Annotated in this window: 21 protein-coding genes; all 21 read left to right on the top strand. The window is 62.7% G+C overall.

All coding sequences use genetic code 11. The features are described 5' to 3' along the window. Positions 1-85 precede the first annotated feature (85 nt). The 21 genes from RCF34_RS05095 (at position 86) to RCF34_RS04995 (ending at position 20,230) form a co-directional block, all read left to right on the top strand. The gene (locus tag RCF34_RS05095) at positions 86-1,018 is read left to right on the top strand and encodes a chemotaxis protein CheV (protein ID WP_231354741.1); all 933 of its coding nucleotides are present in this window, start codon (positions 86-88) and stop codon (positions 1,016-1,018) included. Positions 1,019-1,060: 42 nt separating this feature from the next. After that, positions 1,061-1,888 carry a protein-glutamate O-methyltransferase CheR gene (cheR, locus tag RCF34_RS05090; RefSeq protein ID WP_027601640.1) on the top strand — a complete coding sequence of 276 codons (828 nt, stop codon included), beginning with the start codon at positions 1,061-1,063 and terminating at the stop codon, positions 1,886-1,888. A 222-nt stretch (positions 1,889-2,110) separates the two neighbouring features. Further along, positions 2,111-2,533 (top strand): flagellar basal body rod protein FlgB, encoded by a 423-nt coding sequence (flgB, locus tag RCF34_RS05085; RefSeq protein ID WP_308707176.1) that lies wholly within the window; start codon positions 2,111-2,113, stop codon positions 2,531-2,533. Between the two features lie 2 nt (positions 2,534-2,535). Further along, on the top strand, positions 2,536-2,973 hold the full coding sequence (flgC, locus tag RCF34_RS05080) for a flagellar basal body rod protein FlgC (RefSeq protein ID WP_308707175.1): 438 nt from the start codon (positions 2,536-2,538) through the stop codon (positions 2,971-2,973). Between the two features lie 12 nt (positions 2,974-2,985). Further along, on the top strand, positions 2,986-3,696 hold the full coding sequence (locus tag RCF34_RS05075; RefSeq protein ID WP_308707174.1) for a flagellar hook assembly protein FlgD: 711 nt from the start codon (positions 2,986-2,988) through the stop codon (positions 3,694-3,696). 26 nt (positions 3,697-3,722) lie between these two features. Beyond that, complete coding sequence (flgE, locus tag RCF34_RS05070) at positions 3,723-5,072, top strand: flagellar hook protein FlgE (RefSeq protein WP_308707173.1); 1,350 nt, start codon at positions 3,723-3,725, stop codon at positions 5,070-5,072. Between the two features lie 169 nt (positions 5,073-5,241). Continuing rightward, positions 5,242-5,985 (top strand): flagellar basal body rod protein FlgF, encoded by a 744-nt coding sequence (locus RCF34_RS05065; RefSeq protein ID WP_007160441.1) that lies wholly within the window; start codon positions 5,242-5,244, stop codon positions 5,983-5,985. A gap of 46 nt (positions 5,986-6,031) precedes the next feature. Further along, positions 6,032-6,817 (top strand): flagellar basal-body rod protein FlgG, encoded by a 786-nt coding sequence (flgG, locus tag RCF34_RS05060; RefSeq protein WP_027598031.1) that lies wholly within the window; start codon positions 6,032-6,034, stop codon positions 6,815-6,817. Positions 6,818-6,837: 20 nt separating this feature from the next. Then, positions 6,838-7,533 (top strand): flagellar basal body L-ring protein FlgH, encoded by a 696-nt coding sequence (flgH, locus tag RCF34_RS05055; RefSeq protein WP_308707172.1) that lies wholly within the window; start codon positions 6,838-6,840, stop codon positions 7,531-7,533. 11 nt (positions 7,534-7,544) lie between these two features. Beyond that, positions 7,545-8,645 carry a flagellar basal body P-ring protein FlgI gene (locus RCF34_RS05050; RefSeq protein ID WP_007160438.1) on the top strand — a complete coding sequence of 367 codons (1,101 nt, stop codon included), beginning with the start codon at positions 7,545-7,547 and terminating at the stop codon, positions 8,643-8,645. 12 nt (positions 8,646-8,657) lie between these two features. Continuing rightward, positions 8,658-9,875, top strand: coding sequence for a flagellar assembly peptidoglycan hydrolase FlgJ (flgJ, locus tag RCF34_RS05045; protein WP_308707171.1), 1,218 nt, complete (start codon positions 8,658-8,660; stop codon positions 9,873-9,875). Positions 9,876-9,883: 8 nt separating this feature from the next. Beyond that, positions 9,884-11,923 (top strand): flagellar hook-associated protein FlgK, encoded by a 2,040-nt coding sequence (gene flgK, locus RCF34_RS05040; protein WP_308707170.1) that lies wholly within the window; start codon positions 9,884-9,886, stop codon positions 11,921-11,923. Between the two features lie 11 nt (positions 11,924-11,934). After that, positions 11,935-13,236: a flagellar hook-associated protein FlgL gene (gene flgL, locus RCF34_RS05035; protein ID WP_308707169.1), complete on the top strand. Its 1,302-nt coding sequence runs from the start codon at positions 11,935-11,937 to the stop codon at positions 13,234-13,236. A 118-nt stretch (positions 13,237-13,354) separates the two neighbouring features. Next, positions 13,355-14,350, top strand: coding sequence for a UDP-N-acetylglucosamine 4,6-dehydratase (inverting) (gene pseB, locus RCF34_RS05030; protein WP_308707168.1), 996 nt, complete (start codon positions 13,355-13,357; stop codon positions 14,348-14,350). Beyond that, positions 14,347-15,498, top strand: a complete 1,152-nt coding sequence (gene pseC, locus RCF34_RS05025; RefSeq protein ID WP_308707167.1) for a UDP-4-amino-4,6-dideoxy-N-acetyl-beta-L-altrosamine transaminase — start codon at positions 14,347-14,349, stop codon at positions 15,496-15,498. The genes pseB and pseC overlap by 4 nt, the downstream gene beginning before the upstream one ends. 11 nt (positions 15,499-15,509) lie before the next feature. Beyond that, complete coding sequence (locus tag RCF34_RS05020; RefSeq protein WP_308707166.1) at positions 15,510-16,130, top strand: pseudaminic acid biosynthesis-associated methylase; 621 nt, start codon at positions 15,510-15,512, stop codon at positions 16,128-16,130. After that, on the top strand, positions 16,127-16,828 hold the full coding sequence (pseF, locus tag RCF34_RS05015) for a pseudaminic acid cytidylyltransferase (RefSeq protein WP_308707165.1): 702 nt from the start codon (positions 16,127-16,129) through the stop codon (positions 16,826-16,828). The genes RCF34_RS05020 and pseF overlap by 4 nt, the downstream gene beginning before the upstream one ends. Beyond that, complete coding sequence (gene pseG, locus RCF34_RS05010; RefSeq protein ID WP_308707164.1) at positions 16,828-17,886, top strand: UDP-2,4-diacetamido-2,4,6-trideoxy-beta-L-altropyranose hydrolase; 1,059 nt, start codon at positions 16,828-16,830, stop codon at positions 17,884-17,886. The genes pseF and pseG overlap by 1 nt, the downstream gene beginning before the upstream one ends. Positions 17,887-17,906: 20 nt before the next feature. Further along, entirely contained in the window at positions 17,907-18,986 is a 1,080-nt protein-coding gene (locus RCF34_RS05005; RefSeq protein WP_308707163.1) for an N-acetylneuraminate synthase family protein, read from the top strand. Continuing rightward, entirely contained in the window at positions 18,976-19,545 is a 570-nt protein-coding gene (gene pseH / locus RCF34_RS05000) for a UDP-4-amino-4,6-dideoxy-N-acetyl-beta-L-altrosamine N-acetyltransferase (protein ID WP_308707162.1), read from the top strand. The genes RCF34_RS05005 and pseH overlap by 11 nt, the downstream gene beginning before the upstream one ends. Beyond that, positions 19,538-20,230, top strand: coding sequence for a WbqC family protein (locus RCF34_RS04995; RefSeq protein WP_308707161.1), 693 nt, complete (start codon positions 19,538-19,540; stop codon positions 20,228-20,230). The genes pseH and RCF34_RS04995 overlap by 8 nt, the downstream gene beginning before the upstream one ends.

Raw genomic sequence — 20,230 nt, 5'->3', positions numbered from 1 at the left:
GTCGCTTCGATCTTCATGAGTCACATCTAAGCAAGCCCTGTGCCGAGTTTTGCAACCGGTCCGTGGCAACGAGAGGAGTCGCCAAATGGCTGGTGTATTGGACGCAGTCAACCAACGTACCCAACTGGTGGGACAGAACCGTCTGGAACTGCTGCTGTTCCGCCTGGACGGCTCGCAGCTCTACGGCATCAATGTGTTCAAGGTGAAGGAGGTGCTGCAGTGCCCCAAACTCACCGTGATGCCGAAATCGAGTCCGGTGGTACGGGGCGTGGCCAGCATCCGTGGCGGCACCTTTCCCATCATCGACCTGGCCATGGCTACCGGTCGCCGCGGATTGCCGGATATCAATAATTGCTTCGTGATCATCACCGAGTACAACACCAAGGTGCAGGGCTTCCTGGTGCGCTCGGTGGAGCGAATCGTCAACATGAACTGGGAAGGCATCAATCCGCCGCCCAAGGGCACCGGTCGTGATCACTACCTGACCGCCGTCACCCGGGTCGACAACCAGCTCGTCGAGATCATCGACGTGGAAAAGATCCTTTCCGAAGTCGCACCGTCGGTCGAGACCGTATCGGCCGGCGTGATCAGCGAGGTGGTACAGGCCAAGGCCGTCACCAAGCGCGTGCTGATCGTCGACGACTCCTCGGTGGCGCGCAAGCAGGTGACTCGTTGCCTGGAAACCGTCGGCGTAGAGGTCATCTCCCTCAACGACGGTCGCCAGGCCTTGAATTTCCTCCAGGCGATGGTGGCTGAAGGCAAGCGTCCGGAAGAGGAATTGCTGATGATCATTTCCGACATCGAGATGCCGGAAATGGATGGCTACACCCTGACGGCGGAAATCCGTCATGATTCGCGGATGCAGAAAGTGCATATACTGCTGCATACCTCCTTGTCCGGCGTCTTCAACCAGGCGATGGTCAAGAAGGTCGGCGCGGACGACTTCCTGGCCAAGTTCCGCCCCGATGATCTTGCCTCCCGGGTAGCCGAGCGCATCAATGCGGTCGACGGTCACTAGGTGAAGGCGTCTCTATCCCGGTATCCAGAAGGCGGAGCGGCAGTGTCAGCAGTCAACGCGGATTTTGTGCTTTTTCGTGATTTCCTCGAGAAATCCAGCGGGATCCTGCTCGGTGACAACAAGCAGTACCTCGTCTCCAGTCGGCTCAACAAGCTGATGGAGACCGAGGGGATCAAGACGTTGTCGGAGTTGGTGCAACGCATCCAGATGCAGCCCCGTGGCGGGTTGCGGGAAAAGGTCATCGATGCGATGACGACCAACGAAACCCTTTGGTTTCGCGACACCTATCCCTTCGAGGTACTAAAGAACCGCCTCTTGCCGGAGTTGACCAAGAACACCTTCGGCCAGCGCCTGCGGGTCTGGTCGGCGGCCTGCTCGTCGGGTCAAGAACCCTATTCGCTGTCCATGACCATGGACGAATTCGAGCGCAGCGCGGCAGGGCAGGGGCGTGGCGGCATGCAAATCGTGGCGACCGATCTGTCCGGTGCCATTCTCACCGCGGCCAAGTCCGGCGAGTACGATTCGCTGGCGATCGGTCGGGGGCTGTCACCGGAGCGCCTGCAGCGCTACTTCGACGTGCAGCAGCCGGGGCGCTGGGCGGTCAAGCCGGCGATTCGCAGCCGTATCGAATTCCGCGCGCTGAATCTGCTGGACAGCTATGCCAGCCTCGGCAAGTTCGACATGGTGTTCTGCCGCAACGTACTGATCTACTTCTCCGCCGAGGTGAAGAAGGACATCCTCACGCGCATCCACGGCACCCTCAAGCCGGGCGGCTATCTGTTTCTGGGCGCTTCCGAGGCCCTCAACGGCCTGCCGGATCTCTACCAGATGGTGCAGTGCAATCCGGGCATCATCTACAAGGCTAAATAGGCCGGTCGCTGAACACCCCAAGGGCAGACCCAGGTCTGCCCTTTCTTTTGCGCCAAAGTTTTGCCGCACTCGATCTCAGGGCCGGCAAAGACGGCGGAAAAACCTTGCCGCTTGCCGTCGTTCTGACTGCCACCTTGCGCTAACCCCTTGATTTAGATGGATGCTGGAGACTGGCACGGGCCTTGCTAAATCGCTTGCAAGCCACGTCAAAGGTCTCTCGACATGAGCATCAGTTTTGAAAAGGCACTCGGGTTGCACGAGCAGGCGCTGAACTTCCGTTCGCAGCGCGCCGAGGTATTGGGCAATAACATCGCCAATGCCGACACCCCTGGCTACAAGGCACGGGATCTGGATTTCAGCGCCGTGATGGCAGAGCAGGCGGCCAAGGGCGCTCCGGGCGCTGCCGGCCACTATCAGCTGGAAACCACCAACAGCCGCCACATCGCCGCTGAGGGTTTCGACATGGACATGGGCGATTCGGCGTTGAAGTATCGCATCCCCACTCAGCCCTCGGTGGATCAGAACACTGTGGATGCGCAGGTCGAGCAGGCCAACTACGCCGAGAACGCCATGAATTTCCAGGCCAGCTTCACCCTGCTCAATAGCAAGTTCAAGGGGCTGATGTCGGCCCTGCGCGGAGAGTAGCCATGTCCCTGAGTTCGCTGTTCAACATCGCCGGTAGCGGGATGAGCGCCCAGAACGTCCGCCTCAACACCGTGGCCAGCAACATGGCCAACGCCGATTCCGTGTCTTCCAGCGTCGACCAGACCTACAAGGCGCGGCATCCGGTGTTCGCCGCCCAGCTCAGTGACGCCCAGGGCGGCGCCTCGCTGTTCGACGACCAGGGCCAGGCCGGGGTCGGGGTAGAGGTCAAGGGCATCGTCGAGGATCAGAGCGAGGTGCAGAAGCGCTATGAGCCCAACCATCCCATGGCGGACAAGGAGGGCTACGTCTACTACCCCAATGTGAACGTGGTGGAGGAGATGGCCGACATGATTTCGGCCAGTCGTGCCTTCCAGACCAATGCGGAAATGATGAATACCGCCAAACAGATGATGCAGAAGGTACTGACCCTCGGTCAGTAAGGAACCGGCGCCATGGCCATAAGCACGACCAATTCAACCGCTCAATCGGTGCTCGACAAATACTCCGTAAACAAGACAGACGCTACCTCCGAGACCGCGAGCAGCGACGGCAAGAAAGGCGGCAAGCTCGGCAAGGACGAGTTCCTCAAGCTGATGGTCGCCCAGATGAACAACCAGAATCCGCTGGAGCCGCAGGGTAATGGCGAATTCATCGCACAGCTGGCGCAGTTCAGTACCGTCGAGGGCATCACCAACCTCAATACCAGCGTCAGCTCGATCCTCTCCGGCAGTCAGTCTTCCCAGGCGCTGCAAGCGTCCACCCTGGTGGGCCGCAAGGTGATCGTCGATACCGACAAGGTCAAGGTGGATACCAGCGCGGACTTCAAGGCTGCGCTCAATCTGACCGCGTCCAGTCCGAACGTCTGGGTCAACGTCTACAATGACGCGGGCAGTCAGGTGAATCGTCTGAACCTGGGGCAGCAATCCAGTGGTCTGGTGAATTTCACCTGGGATGGCACCGACGCCAGTGGCAAGAAGCTGGATGCCGGCACCTACCGCTTCGAGGCCCAGGCAAACGTGAACGACACCACCACGGCCATGAAGACCAGTCTGCCAGCCAACGTCGACAGTGTGACGCTGGGGCAGAACGGCGGCGAAATGACACTCAACCTTGCCGGCGTCGGCAGCATCGGCATCTCCAAAGTCCAGGCGGTCGGCCAGTAAGGCGCGGCACACGAGAGGAATCCAGCATGTCTTTCAATATCGGTTTGAGCGGCATCAAGGCCGCGTCCAGTGACCTCAACATCACCGGCAACAACATCGCCAACGCCAGCACCGTCGGCTTCAAGCAGTCGCGGGCGGAGTTCCAGGACCTCTATGCCGCCTCGGTCCTGGGCACCGGCAAGAATGCCCAGGGTAGCGGCGTGCTGCTCGGCAACGTCGGCCAGCTGTTCAACCAAGGCACCATCGATTCCACGCAGAACGCGCTGGACATGGGCATCAACGGCAACGGCTTCTTTGTCACCAGCAACAATGGCGCTGTGCAGTACACCCGTGCCGGTTACTTCGGGACCGACAAGGAAGGCTTCATCGTCGACAACAACGGCTACAAGCTGCAGGGCTATACCACCAACGACCAAGGTCTGCTGCAGCCGGGCGTGCGCAGCGACCTGCGCATCGAGACCGCCAGCCAGGCGCCCAAGGCGTCCAGCTCAATCAAGCAGACGGTCAACCTGAACTCGACCCAGACGACGCCGACCACGACGCCATTCAACCCGTCCGATCCGACCAGTTACAACTCCTCGACCTCGGTGAACATCTATGACAGCCAGGGCAACGCCCACGTCCTGTCGCAGTATTTCGTCAAAGGCGCGAATAATACCTGGACCATGAACGTGCTGATCGATGGGCGCAACCCCGGCGATCCAACTGCAGAGGATCCGACCACCAAAGTCGCCACGCCCTACAGCGTGACCCTGCCGTTCACCAGCAGCGGTGCGCTCGACGGCAGCAAGGTGGCCTCGACCGATCTCAAGCAGGTCAACAACGCCAGCACCAATGCCTTCGAGGGCGTGCTCAAGCTGGACAACTGGGTCCCGGCCATTTCAAACGGCGGTACCCCGGCGACCTGGGCCTCCAACGGTGCGGTGGCCAACCCGGCCGGCATCACCCTGGACATGCGGGGCTCGACCCAGTACAGCAGCGCCTTTGCCGTGACCAGCGTCAACCAGGACGGCTACACCACCGGCCAGTTGTCCGGCCTGGAGATCGACGATACCGGCCAGATCTTCGCACGCTACACCAACGGTCAGTCCAAGGTGCAGGGCCAAGTCGTGCTGGCGAACTTCGCCAACGTTCAGGGCCTGACCCCCATGGGCAAGACCTCCTGGACCGAGTCTTCGGAGTCGGGTCAGCCGGTGGTCGGCACGCCGCGCTCCGGCACCCTGGGTGCCCTGCAATCCGGTGCGCTGGAGGCGTCCAACGTGGACATCTCCACCGAGTTGGTCGACATGATCGTGGCGCAGCGCAACTACCAGGCGAACGCCAAGACCATCGAGACCGAGAACGCCATCACCCAGACCATCATCAACCTGCGTTGATGTCGTTTCTCTGACGGCTTGCCGGTCAGGTGTCAGGAAAAGCCTCCCTCGGGAGGCTTTTCTATTTTCAAGCCCTTGATTCAGTTGATTTTTCGTTTTCTGGAACGGGCCTTGCTAAAGAACCTCCGAACGCAAGCTTGGCGGCAATCTGCCGCCGTCGGAGGATCAGATGGACAAGCTGCTGTACGTCGCCATGACCGGCGCCAGCCAGAACGAGATGGCCCAGCGCGCCCATGCCAACAACCTGGCCAACGTCTCGACCTCGGGATTCCGCAAGGATCTCGAGCAGGCGCGCTCGATGCAGGTGTTCGGCGAGACCATGCCGTCGCGCGTCTATTCCATGAGCGAGCGGCCGGCGACGGACTTCACCCCCGGTGCGCTGCAGGAAACCGGGCGTGACCTGGACGTGGCCATCCAGGGCCCGGGCTTCGTCGCGGTCCAGGATCCCTCCGGCAAGGAGGCCTATGTACGCACCTCCAGCCTGCAGATCGATCCCCTCGGCATGCTGCGGACCGGCAGCGGCTTGCCGGTGCTCGGCAATGGCGGACCCATCGCCGTGCCGCCCGCTTCCAAGGTTGAAATCGGTCAGGACGGCAGCATCACCGTACGCGGCTCCGGTCAGGCGGCCAACGCCCTGGCCCAGGTCGACCGCATCAAGCTGGTCAATCCCGACACCAAGCAGATGGAAAAGGGGCTCGACGGCCTGCTGCACATGAAGCAGGGCCAGGCAGCGCCGCCCATGGACGCCAACGTGTCCCTGGTGTCCGGCTTCGTCGAGTCGAGCAATGTCAATGCGGCGGAGGAGATGACCTCGATCCTGTCGCTGTCCCGCCAGTTCGAGCTGCAGGTGAAGATGATGCGCAGCGCCGAAGACAACGACGCGGCGCTGGCAAAGGTTTTGCAATTCTCCTGATCAAGGCTAGCGCCGACGTAAAACCGGCACTTCGAGGAATACCATCATGATGTCGTCACTGTGGGTCGCCAAGACCGGTCTGTCCGCCCAGGACATGAACCTCACCACCATCTCCAACAACCTGGCCAACGTGTCCACTACGGGCTTCAAGCGCGACCGCGCCGAATTCCAGGACCTGCTGTACCAGATCCGTCGCCAGCCGGGTGCCCAGTCCACCCAGGACAACCAACTGCCCTCCGGCCTGCAACTGGGTACCGGTGTGCGCATCGTCGGCACCCAGAAGAACTTCACCGAGGGTTCGCTGCAGACCACCGACCAGCCCCTGGACATGGCCATCAACGGCGACGGTTTCTTCCAGGTGACCATGCCCGACGGGACCATCAACTACACCCGTGACGGCACCTTCCACCTGAATGCCGATGGCCAGCTGGTCACCGCCAACGGCTTCGCGCTGCAGCCCGCGATCGTGCTGCCGGCCGATACCAAGACCTTCACCGTCGGCGAAGACGGTACCGTATCGGTCACCACCGCCGGGCAGGCCGCGCCCCAGGTCATCGGTAATCTGCAGATCGCCCAGTTCGTCAACCCGGGCGGTCTCCAGGCCGTGGGCCAGAACCTGTTCAGCGAGACCGCTTCCAGCGGTGCGCCCCAGGTTGGCACTCCGGGCCTCAACGGCCTCGGCACCGTACTTCAGAGCACCCTGGAAAACTCCAACGTGAGCACCGTCGAGGAGCTGGTGAACATGATCACCACCCAGCGCGCCTACGAGATGAATTCCAAGGTCATCAAAGCGGCCGACGACATGCTCGGCTTCGTCAGTCAACAGCTCTAGTCCCTGTGAGGAAGCGCTCCATGAAACCTCTGTTCGTCGTCGCCCCGCTCCTGGGAGCGCTCGTACTCGCAGGATGCGTAGCCCCGGCCGCCAAGCCGGACGATCCCTACTACGCCCCGGTGCTGCCGCGCACCCCGGTGCCGGCCGCGCAGAACAACGGCGCCATCTTCCAGTCGGGGTTCGAGCAGAATCTCTATACCGACCGCAAGGCCTTCCGCGTGGGCGACATCATCACCGTCACCCTGCAGGAGAAGACCCAGGCCAGCAAGAACGCCAGTTCCGACGTCGCCAAGAACAGCAAGGCGACCCTTGGGCTGACCTCGCTGTTCGGCGCCAAGCCGAAGATCCCCAATCCCCTGGCCGATGGCGACCTGAGCCTGGACGCCGGCTTCTCCGGCAACCGCTCCAACACCGGCAAGTCCACGGCGGCCCAGGGCAACAGCCTGTCCGGCTCGCTGACCGTGACCATCGCCGAGGTGCTGCCCAACGGCATCCTGGTGGTCCGCGGCGAGAAGTGGCTGACGCTCAACACCGGCAACGAGCTCATGCGCATCCAGGGCATGGTCCGCGCCGACGACATCGCCACCGACAACACCGTGTCGTCCACCCGCGTGGCCGATGCGCGGATCACCTATTCGGGCACCGGTGCCTTCGCCGATGCCAGTCAGCCGGGCTGGCTGAGCCAGTTCTTCGGCAGCCCCTTGATGCCCTTCTGAGGATGAGCGCCATGTTCAAGACCCTCATCGCCGCCGCCGCCCTGGCCCTGGTCATGCCCCTGGCCCAGGCGGATCGTCTGAAAGACATCGCCAGCATCCAGGGCGTGCGGACCAACCAGCTGATCGGTTACGGCCTGGTGGTGGGGCTGCCCGGTACCGGCGACCAGACCACCCAGACGCCGTTCACCGTGCAGACCTTCAACAACATGCTGGCGCAGTTCGGCATCAAGGTGCCGCCGGGTACCACGGCGCAGCTGAAGAACGTCGCGGCGGTCTCCATTCATGCCGATCTGCCGGCCTTCGCCAAGCCCGGCCAGACCATCGACATCACGGTGTCCTCCATCGGCAACTCCAAGAGCCTGAGAGGCGGCAGTCTGCTGCTCTCGCCGCTCAAGGGGATCGATGGGCAGATCTACGCCATCGCCCAGGGCAACCTGGTGGTGGGTGGTTTTGACGCCGAAGGCCGCGACGGCTCGAAGATCACCGTCAACGTTCCGTCGTCTGGACGCATTCCCAATGGCGCCACCGTCGAGCGGCCGGTGCCGAGCGGCTTCGACCAGGGCAACAGCATCACGCTGGACCTCAATCGCAGCGACTTCACCACCGCCAAGCGCATCGTCGACAAGATCAACGAGACACTTGGCGCGGGTGTTGCATCGGCTGTTGATGCCGGATCAATTCGTGTCACGGCACCGGTGGATCCCAGCCAGCGCGTCGACTACATCTCGATCCTGGAGAACATGGAAGTGGATCCGGGGCAGGCGGTGGCCAAGGTCATCGTCAACTCTCGCACCGGGACCATCGTCATCGGCCAGAACGTCAAGGTCTCGCCGGCGGCGGTGACCCAGGGCAGCCTGACCGTGACCATCAGCGAGGACCCCCAGGTGAGCCAGCCCAATCCCTTGTCGGGTGGGCAGACGGTGGTGACCCCCCAGTCGACCGTCAAGGCCAAGCAGGAGGCCAAGCCGATGTTCAAGTTCGGTCCGGGCACCACGTTGGACGAGATCGTGAGAGCGGTGAATCAGGTGGGCGCGGCGCCCAGCGACCTGGTCGCCATTCTCGAAGCGTTGAAACAGGCCGGCGCCTTGCAGGCCGATCTGATCGTTATCTAAGGAGAACGGGCGATGGAATCTCGTCTGGGTGGCAACTACGGCAACGTCAAGGATTCGGGGGCCTTCACCGACCTGAATCGGTTGGCCCAGATGAAGGGTAAGGATCGCGACAGCTCGGAAAACGTCAAGAAGGTCGCCGGCGAATTCGAGTCGCTGTTCCTGAGCCAGATGCTCAAGTCCATGCGTAGCGCCAACCAGGCGCTGGCGGACAAGGACAGCCCCTTTTCCAGCGAGACCACCAAGCAGTACCAGGACATGTACGACCAGCAGCTGGCCGTTTCCCTGTCCCGGGATGGCGGTGGTATCGGCCTGGCCAACGTGCTCGAGCGTCAGCTGAGCAAGACCGCCCAGCCGTCGGCGCGCCCCAATCCCTTTGCCCAGGTTGGCCAGGCTGCGCCCACCGAAGGCCAGCTGGCCGCTGGCCGCAACGCCAAGCTCAACGACGTCGCGAGCCAGGGCCTCAAGCCGACCAATGCGGTAGCGTCCGGGCGTGACGATTCCAGCGCGCTGAACTCGCGTCGGCTGGCGCTGCCCGGGCGGCTTGCCGAGCGTACCGCCGCCAATATTTCCGGCGCGGCCGAGCTGGGCGCCACCCTCAAGCAGAGCTTCCAGGACGTCGCGGCCGCCCAGAGCGCCTGGCGCCAGCAGGCCACGCAACCCGGCAGCAAGCCGGCCGCCGCGACCGAGGCCGTCGCCAGCGTGGACAGTGCCGCCGCTACCGGCAAGACCCGTTTCCGCACCCGTCAGGAATTCGTCGACACCATGATGCCTATGGCCGAAGCCGCGGCGAAGCGACTGGGCGTGGACCCCAAGTACCTGGTCGCCCAGGCGGCGCTGGAAACCGGCTGGGGCAAGCACATGGTCAAGCAGGCCGATGGCAGCAACAGCAACAACCTGTTCGGCATCAAGTCCCACGGCTGGGACGGCGGCAGCGCCCCGGCGGTGACCCAGGAGTTCGTCAACGGCAAGGCGGTGACCGAGACCGCCAAGTTCCGCACCTACGATTCCTTCGCCGACAGCTTCCACGACTACGTGAACTTCCTGCAGAGCAACGATCGCTACGACAAGGCGCTGTCCACCAACGGCAACTCCGAGCGCTTCATGCAGGGGCTGCAACAGGCGGGCTACGCCACCGATCCGCAATACGCACGCAAGGTGATCCAGATCGCTCGCAACATGAACACCTATCAGACGGTCGCCTCCCTGGGCACCAGTCCGTCCCGCGGTTGAGGTGAGCCATGGCTGATCTACTTTCCATTGGTCTGTCGGGCCTGAGGTCCACGCAAAACGCCCTGACCACCACCGGCCACAACATCGCCAACGTCAATACGCCCGGCTATTCGCGGCAGGAGACCATCCAGCAGACCAACATCGCCCAGTTCAATGGCTCGGGTTATGTCGGCTCCGGCTCCCAGACGGTGGATGTGCGTCGCCTCGCCAGTGATTTCCTCACCAGCCAGGTGCGCTCGGCCAACAGCCAGAACAGCGAGTTGCAGGCTTTCAAGAGCCAGATCTCCCAGCTCGACGGCCTGCTGTCCGACAACACCACCGGTATCACGCCGGCGATGCAGAAGTTCTTTGCCACCCTGCAGACCGCCGCCCAGGATCCTTCGTCGATCCCGGCGCGGGAGGCCGTGCTCGCCCAGGCCCAGGGTATGGCCAAGTCGTTCAACACCCTGTACGACCAGATCGACAAGCAGAACGGCCAGATCAACGATCAGCTGTCGGCGCTGACCAATCAGGTCAATGCCCTGGCCAAGAGCGTCGGCAGTCTCAACGACGCCATCGCCCGGTCCAAGGCCGCCGGTGGTGCGCCCAACGATCTCATCGACTCTCGGGAACAGGCGATCAAGCAGCTGTCCGGCATGGTCGGGCTGCAGGTGGTGGAGCAGGACGACGGCGCGCTGAACCTGTTCGTCGGCACTGGCCAGCCGCTGGTGGTGGGCAATACCGTGTCCAGCATGACGGCCAAGCCCGGCACTGATGATCCCTCGCGCTTCCAGATCGTCCTGACCTCCGGTTCGACCGAGCAGAACGTCACCAGCCAGCTGAGCGGCGGCGAGATGGGCGGCCTGCTGTCCTATCGCGATACGGCGCTCGACCATGCCTACAACAGCCTGGGCCAGTTATCCCTGACCCTGGCGGACACCGTCAACAAACAGCTGGGGCAAGGCCTGGATCTGTCAGGCAACGCCGGCTCGGCGCTGTTCGGCGACATCAACGACACCCAGAGCATCGGCCTGCGGGTGATGGGGCGGGCCACCAACACCGGCTCGGCCAGCGCGACCCTGAGCATCACGGATACCAGCAAGCTCTCGCCCAGCGACTACCGGCTCGACTACAACGGCACCGGCTTCACGGCGCGGCGCGCGAGTGACAACGCGGCGCTCACGGTCAACAAGAGCGGTACCGATCCGGTCACCCTGACCCTGACGGATGCCAATGGAAACGATCAGGGCTTCAAAGTGCAATTCAGTGCTGCCGAGCTCGCCAAGGCCCAGGCCGGCGACGTCTTCAGCCTGCAGCCAACGCGTCGCGGCGCATCCCAGCTCAAGGTGGATCTAGCTCAAGCCGATCAGTTGGGCTTCGCCGGCACCGCCAAGGCCGTGGCCACGACCAACAACCGCGGTACGGGGACCGTCACTCAGCCGGCGCTGACCACCATAGTCTCGCCGGTCAATACGGCGGACTTCGGGCGCCTGTTCGGAGCCGATGGTCTCAAGCTCAGCTACGACTCGACCAGCAAGACCCTCACGGGCACCCTGCCAACTGGCGCGACGCTGAGTTACGTGTCGCCCGCAACGACCGGTCTCACCAGTGGCCAGACCAACACGGTCCGCCTGCAGTACATCGATCCGACCACCAACAACAGCTACACCTACGATTTCAATATCAGCGGCGTTCCCCAATCCGGTGACAGCTTCACCCTGGGGACCAACAAGGGCGGTGTCTCGGATAACCGCAACGCGCTGAACCTGGTGGCTTTGCAGACCAAGCCCACCATGGGCGGCTATGGCACTACTGGTACCACCTACAACAACGCGTATGGCGGTCTGGTGGAGCGGGTCGGCACCCTGACCGCGCAGGTGCGGGTGGACTCGGCCGCTAGCGAAACCGTGCTTAAGCAATCCGAAGACAATCGTGACTCTCTGTCGGCCGTCAACCTCGACGAGGAAGCCGCCAAACTCGTGCAGTTCCAGCAGTATTACGGCGCCTCGGCACAGGTCATCAAGATCGCTCAGTCGCTGTTCGATACCCTGCTCGGCGCCTTCAGATAAGGAAACCGCCCATGCGCATCTCAACTGTCCAGGCATTTAACAACGGCATCAGCGGCCTGCAGAACAACTACGGCAGCGTCACCCGTACTCAGGAAGAGATCAGCACGGGCAAGAAAATCCTGACTCCGGCGGACGATCCGGTAGCCTCGGTCAAGCTGTTGCAGATCAGCCAGGAAGAAGCGCTCAACGGTCAGTACAACACCGGCATGACTGCCGCCAAGAACAGCCTCAACACTGAGGAGGCCATGCTGAGCTCTGTGGAAACCGTACTGACGCGCATCCGCGAGATCGCGGTCCAGGCCGGCAATGGTGCCCTCGACCCGACCGATCGGGCGTCCCTGGCCAAGGAGGTTGGTCAGCGCGAGGACGAGCTGATGAACCTGATGAACAGCAAGGATGCTAGCGGCAAGTACCTGTTCTCTGGCTCCATGGGCGATACTCAGCCCTATGTGCGCAATGCCGACGGCACCTATAGCTACAATGGCGACGAAGGACAGCGCAGCGTGCAGATCGCCAGCTCTACTTTCGTGCCCATCAGCGACAGCGGCAAGGACGCCTTCGAGAACAACTTCAACGCCAATCGGGTGGATACCACCAAGGTCGCGACCAATACGGGGACTGGACGGATTTCCTTGGGTCTGGTGGAGGACAAGGCCGCCTATGACTCGACCTTTCCGGCCAGCAACCCGCCGACTGCTACCGATGGCATCGGCATTCATTTCCTTGATGACAAGAAGTACGTCGTCTATGACCTGGCCAAGACGCCTACCGCTGCCGAATGGGCTGCCTATGATCCGGCCAATCCTCCGGCTGGCCAGCTTAAGGCAGACAGTGTCGATGGCAATTCCTCTACCAGCGACTTCGTCCGTTATGGTGGCGTCAAGATGCAAATCGACGGCGTGCCAGCGGCCGGTGACGAATTCAAAATCACCCGCGACACAGCCAACGAGAAGCGCAGCCTGCTAAACGTGGTATCTGACTTGCGCAAGGCCTTGGAAAGTGGCGATGGCAGCACCGAAGGTGTCTATCAGGTCCGTGACAGGGCAGCGGTGGCGCTGAGCAATCTCGACACCGCCTATACCCAGGTCGATGGCATCCGTGGCAAGGTGGGCGCACGTCTCAACACCATTGATTCCACCAGTGACTTCATCGCCGACGTCAGCCTGGTCAACAAGGCGGTGCAATCGGATCTCCAGGATCTCGACTATGCTGAAGCCCTGTCACGCTATGCCCTACAGAACACCGTGCTCCAGGCGACGCAGCAGAGTTTCGTGAAAGTGTCGCAGTTGAGTCTGTTCAACTACCTGGGCTGATGGAACTGGCGATCTACAATCGGGATTGGCCGATTTTTTGCTGCTACTCTTCCGATAGGCTGGTCGCGCCGGTTTTTCGCCGCCTTGGCCGCTCGACTCATCGCGAAGGGATAGCAATATGTTTGATGGCCTGTCGATCTTCATCTCGGGTGGTACCGGCTCTTTCGGTCGCGCCTTCGTCAAGAGGCTGCTGAGCGACTACGAACCTAAGCGGGTGGTAGTGTTCTCCCGCGACGAGCTTAAGCAGTACGAGATGAGCCAAGAGTTCGATGCTCCTTGCATGCGCTACTTCCTTGGCGACGTGCGCGACGAGCAGCGCCTGCAGCAGGCCATGCGCGGCATCGATCTGGTGGTGCATGCCGCCGCGCTCAAGCAGGTGCCGGCGGCCGAATACAATCCCACCGAATGCATCCGTACCAACGTCAATGGCGCGGAAAACGTCATCGCCGCGGCGCTGCAGAACGGCGTGAAGAAGGTCATCGCCCTGTCTACCGACAAGGCGGCCAGTCCCATTAATCTCTATGGCGCTACCAAGCTGCTGTCGGACAAGCTATTCGTCGCCGCCAATAACATCGCCGGCAGTCGCGACACTTCCTTCGCCGTGGTGCGCTACGGCAATGTGGTCGGCTCCCGCGGGTCGGTGCTGCCGCTGTTTCGTAAGCTGATCGCCAAAGGCGCCGAGGATCTACCGATCACCGATGCGCGCATGACACGCTTCTGGATCACCCTCGACGAGGGTGTGGATTTCGTCCTGCGTAGCTTCGAGCGCATGCAGGGCGGTGAGCTGTTCGTGCCCAAGATTCCCTCAGCGCGCATCGTCGACCTGGCAACTGCCCTGGCGCCGGAATTGCCCCAGCGCCAGGTCGGTATCCGTCCGGGGGAAAAGCTGCACGAGATGATGATCTCCCGGGATGACAGCCCCCATACCCTGGAGTTCGCTCGCCACTATGTCATCGCGCCAGCGCTGAGCTTCAATCAGCCCTGCGATTACTCCCTTGATGGCCTGGGCGAGCAGGGACATCCGGTCGAGCCGGGCTTCGAATACTTGTCCGACAGCAACCCCGACTATCTGGACGTCGCGGCGCTGCGTCAGCTGATCGAGCGCTGCCCATGAGCGCCATTCCCTACGGTCGGCAATCCATCAGCGAAGCGGATATCGCCGCGGTCACCGCCGTGCTGCGCTCCGACTGGCTGACCCAGGGGCCGATGATCGAACGCTTCGAGCAGGCGGTGGCAGGGCGCTGCGAAGCGATGCATGGCGTGGCCGTGTGCAATGCCACGGCGGCGCTGCATCTCGCCTGCCTGGCGCTGGACCTGGGGCCCTGCGATCTGCTCTGGACCTCGCCCAATACCTTCGTGGCCAGCGCCAACTGTGCGCGCTATTGTGGCGCCGACGTCGATTTCGTCGACATAGATCCGCGCACCCTCAATCTCAGCGTCCCGGCGCTGGCTGCCAAGCTGGAAGTTGCCGAGCGGGCACGGCGGCTGCCGAAGATCCTGGTGCCCGTGGCCTTCGCCGGCCAGAGCTGCGATATGGCCGCCATCCAGCCTTTGGCGCGCCGCTATGGCTTCAAAGTGATCGAGGATGCGTCCCACGCGATAGGCGCGCGTTACGCCGGTCAGCCCGTGGGCTCTGGTGCCCAGGCCGACATCACCGTATTCAGCTTTCATCCGGTGAAGATCGTCACCACCGGCGAAGGCGGGCTGCTCACCACCAACGATGCTGCCCTCGCCGAACGGCTGCGGCGGTTGCGCAGCCATGGCATCACCCGCGACCCAGCGTTGCTGCAGGCTGCGGGGCAGGGCGCCTGGTACTACGAGCAACTGGAGCTGGGCTTCAACTACCGCATCACCGATATCCAGGCGGCCCTGGGGCTTTCGCAGCTTGATCGTCTGGAGCCCTTCATCGCGCGCCGGCGCGCCCTGGTCCAGCGCTATCATGAGCTCCTAGCACAGTTGCCGGTCGGTCTCATCGGCGACCAAGCCGGGGCCGAGTCGGCCTGGCACCTTTTTCCTGTCCGAGTGGATGAGGGCCAGCGTGATCACGTCTTCGCCGGGATGAGAGCCGCCGGTATCGGCGTCAACCTGCACTACATTCCCGTGCATCTGCAGCCCTATTACCGCACCCTGGGCTTCGCGCCCGGTGATTTTCCGCAGGCCGAGCGCTACTACGCCCAGGCCCTGAGCCTGCCGTTGTACGCCGACCTGAGTGAGGCCCAGCAGGATCGCGTGGTACGTACGCTGGCTGAGTTGTTGAAGTAGAGGAAAGGTCCATGCGAGAGATGACCGCGCAAGAGCGCTTCTGGCAGGGTGAATTCGGTGACGCCTATGTCGACCGCAACGCCGGTGCCGCAGCCGTGGCCAGCAGCCTGGCCTTCTTCGGCCGCGCCCTGGCCCGTACCGGCAGTCTGGGCAGCGTGCTTGAACTGGGTACCAACCGGGGTCTCAATCTGCAGGCCCTGCGGGCACTGTTGCCCCAGGCGCAGCTGCAGGGTGTGGAGCTCAACGGCAAAGCCTGCGCCCTGGCCCGGGCGCTGAACGTAGCCGAGATCTGGGAGGGGTCGCTGTTCGACTATCCGGTGACCACGGGCTTCGACCTGGCTTTCACCAAGGGCGTGCTCATCCATCTGCCTCCCGACCTGCTGCCCGCCGCGTACGACAAGCTGTACCAGGCCAGCCGACGCTTGATCCTGGTCGCCGAGTACTACAACCCCACGCCGGTGGAAGTGAGCTATCGCGGCCATGCCGAGCGGCTGTTCAAGCGCGATTTCGCTGGCGAACTGCTTGACCGTCATGCCGATCTGCGCCTGTTGGACTACGGCTTCGCCTATCACCGCGATCCGCTGTTCCCGGCCGATGACATCTCCTGGTTCCTGCTGGAGAAACAGGCGTGACCGCCATCGCCATCATCCCCGCCCGGGGGGGCAGCAAGCGCATTCCGCGCAAGAACATCAAGACATTCCAGGGGCGGCCGATGATCGCCTATTCCATCCAGGCCGCCCTGGAAAGCGGACTGTTCGCCCGGGTGGTGGTCAGCACCGACGATACCGAGATCGCCGAGGTAGTCCGGGACTGGGGGGCCGAGGTGCCCTTCCTGCGTCCCGCCGCCTTGGCCGATGACCATGCCGGTACCGTCGAGGTGATCCAGCATGCGGTCGGGGTGCTGCGCGAACAGGGCGAAGACTTCGCCTACGCCTGTTGCCTCTATGCCACCGCGCCCTTCGTGACCCCGGCCGATCTGGCACGGGGGCTGGACGCGCTCGAAGGCCATCCGGACAAGGCTTATGCCTTCACCGTTACCGATTACGCTTCGCCCGTGCAGCGGGCGTTGCGGCTGCGCCCGGACGGCGGTGTCGAATCGCTCTATCCGCAGTTCTACGAAACCCGCTCCCAGGACCTGGAGCCGGCCTTCCACGATGCCGGCCAGTTCTATTGGGGACGCGCCGAGGCCTGGGCGCAGTGCGCGGCCCTGCATGCGCCACACTCGCTGCCCATACGGCTGCCGCGCCATCGGGTGCAGGATATCGATACGCTCGAAGACTGGCAGCGCGCAGAGCTGCTGTTCGCCACTCTTCAAGCGGCGCCTCGGTGATGCGGATCCTGGTGCGTGTGGATGCCTCGCCCGTGATCGGCAGCGGCCATCTGACGCGCTGTCTCACCTTGGCTAGGGCGCTGGAGGTGCACGGTGCGCAGTTCACCTTTGTCTGCCGTCTGGCTGAGCCCGCCTGGCGTGTGCTGATCCCCCAGGCCTACGAAGTCCTGCTGTTGCCCCCGCTCGGGCTAGTGCCTGGCTATCCGGAGCAGCGGATCGACGCCGAGGAGGATTTCCTGGCGACGCAGGCCCTGCTGGGTGAGCGCCGCTTCGACTGGTGCCTGGTCGACCATTACGGACTTGCCGCGGACTGGCATGTCAAGGCACGGCGCCATGCCAGCCGCATCCTGGTGCTGGACGACCTCGCCAATCGTCCTCTGGATTGCGATCTGCTGCTTGATCAGGGCGATCATCCGTACCCGGAGCGACGTTATGTATCTTTGCTCCAGCGTGCCGCCGGGCAACTGTTCGGGCCTGACCACGCGCTATTGCGCGACGAATTCAGGCAAGCACGGCAAAGCCTGGCGCCGCGTTCAGGGCGCCTGGAGCGGATCCTGGTGTTCTTTACCGGCGGTGACGACCTGGGCCAGACGCGATTGGCGGTGCAAGCCCTGCTCGACAGGCAGCCCACCCTCACCGTCGATGTGGTGGTCGGGGCAGGACAACCTGACCAGGCAGAACTCCAGGTGCTATGTAACCGGCCGGGATGGCGATTGCACATACAGATCGACTACATGGCCCGGTTGTTGTCGACCGCCGATCTGGCCATAGGCGCTGCCGGCGCCTCGTCCTGGGAGCGTTGCGCACTGGGGGTTCCGGCGCTGCTGGCGATATTGTCCGACAACCAGCACGAGCTCGCGGTCAGTCTGGAGCGCCGCGGGGCTGCGCTAATCCTGGGCGAAGGTACCGAGCTTGGAGTCGAGGATTATCGGCAGGCCCTGCAAACCCTGACGCCCGAGCATCTGGCTCGGCTGTCGGCGCAGGCCTGGAAGCAGGTGGATGGCCTGGGTACCCAGAGAGTCGTCCATGCCCTAATGAACTTGTCGGCCGCACATTGAGGCGGTGGAGGAAAGCTCGCATGCACCCACGTCCATTCGCCATCGCCGGCCGCGCGATTGGCCCGGCGCAGCCGCCCTACTGCATCGCCGAGGTCGGCATCAATCACAATGGTGATCTGGACACGGCGTTTCGCTTGATCGAAGTGGCCAAGTCGGCCGGTGCGGATGCGGTCAAGTTCCAGACGTTCAAAGCCGAGGAATTTTGCGGCGATCCCCAGCAACTGTTCACTTACCATTCTCAGGGGCGCTCGATCACCGAGCCCATGCTGGAGATGTTCCGGCGTTATGAATTTACTCCGGCGCAATGGCTTTCGATTGCTAATCACTGCCGGGCCTCCGGCATCACCTTCTTCTCTACCCCGCAAAACCCTTCGGACCTGGAGCTGCTGCTCAGGCTCGGCGTCCCGGTGGTAAAGATCGGTTCCGATGATTTCAGCAACTTGCCACTGTTAAGGCGTTACTCGCGCGCGGGATTACCGCTGATCCTGTCCTGTGGCATGAGCGATCTGGCGGACGTGCATGCCGCCCTGGATGCCGTCGGCTGGTTTGACGGGGCGCCAATCGTCCTGTTGCTGTGCACGTCCCAGTACCCGACGCCCGACGAAGACGTCAACCTGGCAAAGCTTTCGACGCTACAGGGGGCTTTTCCCGGGTTGGTGATCGGTTTTTCTGATCACACTCGGGATGCGCTGGCGGCTAGCGTCGCCGTAGGGCAAGGGGCATGCGTTTTTGAAAAGCACTTCACGCTTGATCGGGATCTACCTGGGCCGGATCATTGGTTTTCGGAGACGCCGGACTCTCTGGCACTCTGGATAAGCGCCATCCGCCGCTCCGCTACCTTGATCGGTTCTCCCTATCTGAGGCCAACGAACTCAGAACAGGAAATGCGCGTGCTCGCCCGCCGCAGCATTGTAGCCTTGGCGGATATAGCCGCAGGCGAGCACCTGACGGTGGACAATCTCGGGCTGCGTCGACCGGGTGACGGACTGGCGCCCGCGCTCTATGAGGGAGTTCTTGGCACTCGTGCGCTGCGCTCCCTGAAGAAGGGGGAACGCTTGCAGCTTGGCGATTTTGCGCGGATCAGCGTCTATGCAGACTGACACCCCCGCACTCCGTCTCGGTGACTTCGCCCTACGTCCCGTACAGTTCGCTGACGCCGCGCTGATCCTGCGCTGGCGGAACACGCCGAGTGTCCGGCAGACAATGTACTCTACCGGCCTTATTGGCGAGGTCGAGCATCATGCCTGGCTGAAACGCGAGCTGGGATCGCCTCAATCCCGGCACTTCCTCTTTACCTGTGCAGAACAAGCCGTCGGCTATGCCTGTCTGTCGGAAATCCGCAGCGAACATCGACGCTGTACCTGGGGTTTCAATTTAGGCGATTCCGTACAACCAAGAGGTACGGGTTCCCGGATGCTATTCCTCTTGGCCGAGGTGGCCTTCGAGCAGTTGCAGTTGGACAAGCTTTGGGCCGAAGTCTTGGACTTCAATGTGGCAAGCCTGCGCGTGCACACTCGACTTGGCTTTCAGGAGGAGGGGCAACTGCTCCGTCATGTCCACCGGCCGGATGGTGTCTTCGATGTGGTACGTCTGGCTCTTTTCGCCGAGCAGTGGCAGGCCACGCGATCCGTCCTGCGGGAAAAGCTCTTCTATGTCTGACCGTTTATCAAGCCTGGCCATTCACCAGCCGGCCTATCTGCCCTGGCTGGGCTACTTCGACCGCATTGCCCGGGTCGATCGCTTCGTCTTCCTCGATACCGTGCAGTTCGAGAAGAACAGCTTCATCAATCGCAACCGCATCAAGACGCCCCAGGGTGTCCAGTGGCTGACCGTACCGGTATCCAGTCGCGGCCACCTGAGCAGCGATCTGAGCGAGACCCGTATCGACAATTCGCGCGATTGGCGCGGCGACCACCTCAAGGCGCTGGCGCTGAATTATCGGCGCACTCCGCATTTCGCCATGCGCTTTGCGCGTCTTGAGGCGCTCTACGCCGAGCCTGAAGAGTTGCTCTCGGCCTGGTGCTGGCGCCAGTTGCGCTTCTGGCTCGACGAGTTGCAGGTCCCGACACCCGTGCTGCGTGCGAGCGAACTCGACCTGCGGCAGCGAAAGTCGGCGCTGGTGCTGGAAATCTGTCAACGCTTGGGCGCCCAACGTTATTTGTCGGGGAGCCTGGGGCGCGACTATCTGGATGAGGCGTCCTTCACTAGCGCTGGAATAGCCGTGGAGTACCAAGCTTTCGTGCCGCGACCCTATCCTCAGCTCTGGGGCGAGTTCAGCCCCGGCCTGGGCGTGGTCGACTGGTGGTTCAATCAGCGCGAATCGATTACCCCTTTCAGGAGTTAG

Origin of the sequence: Pseudomonas sp. 102515, assembly GCF_031085165.1 — a bacterium.
In the GTDB taxonomy this organism is placed as follows: Bacteria; Pseudomonadota; Gammaproteobacteria; order Pseudomonadales; family Pseudomonadaceae; genus Chryseomonas.
Note: the sequence above shows the minus strand (reverse complement) of the source record. Positions and strands in the feature narration are given on the sequence as shown.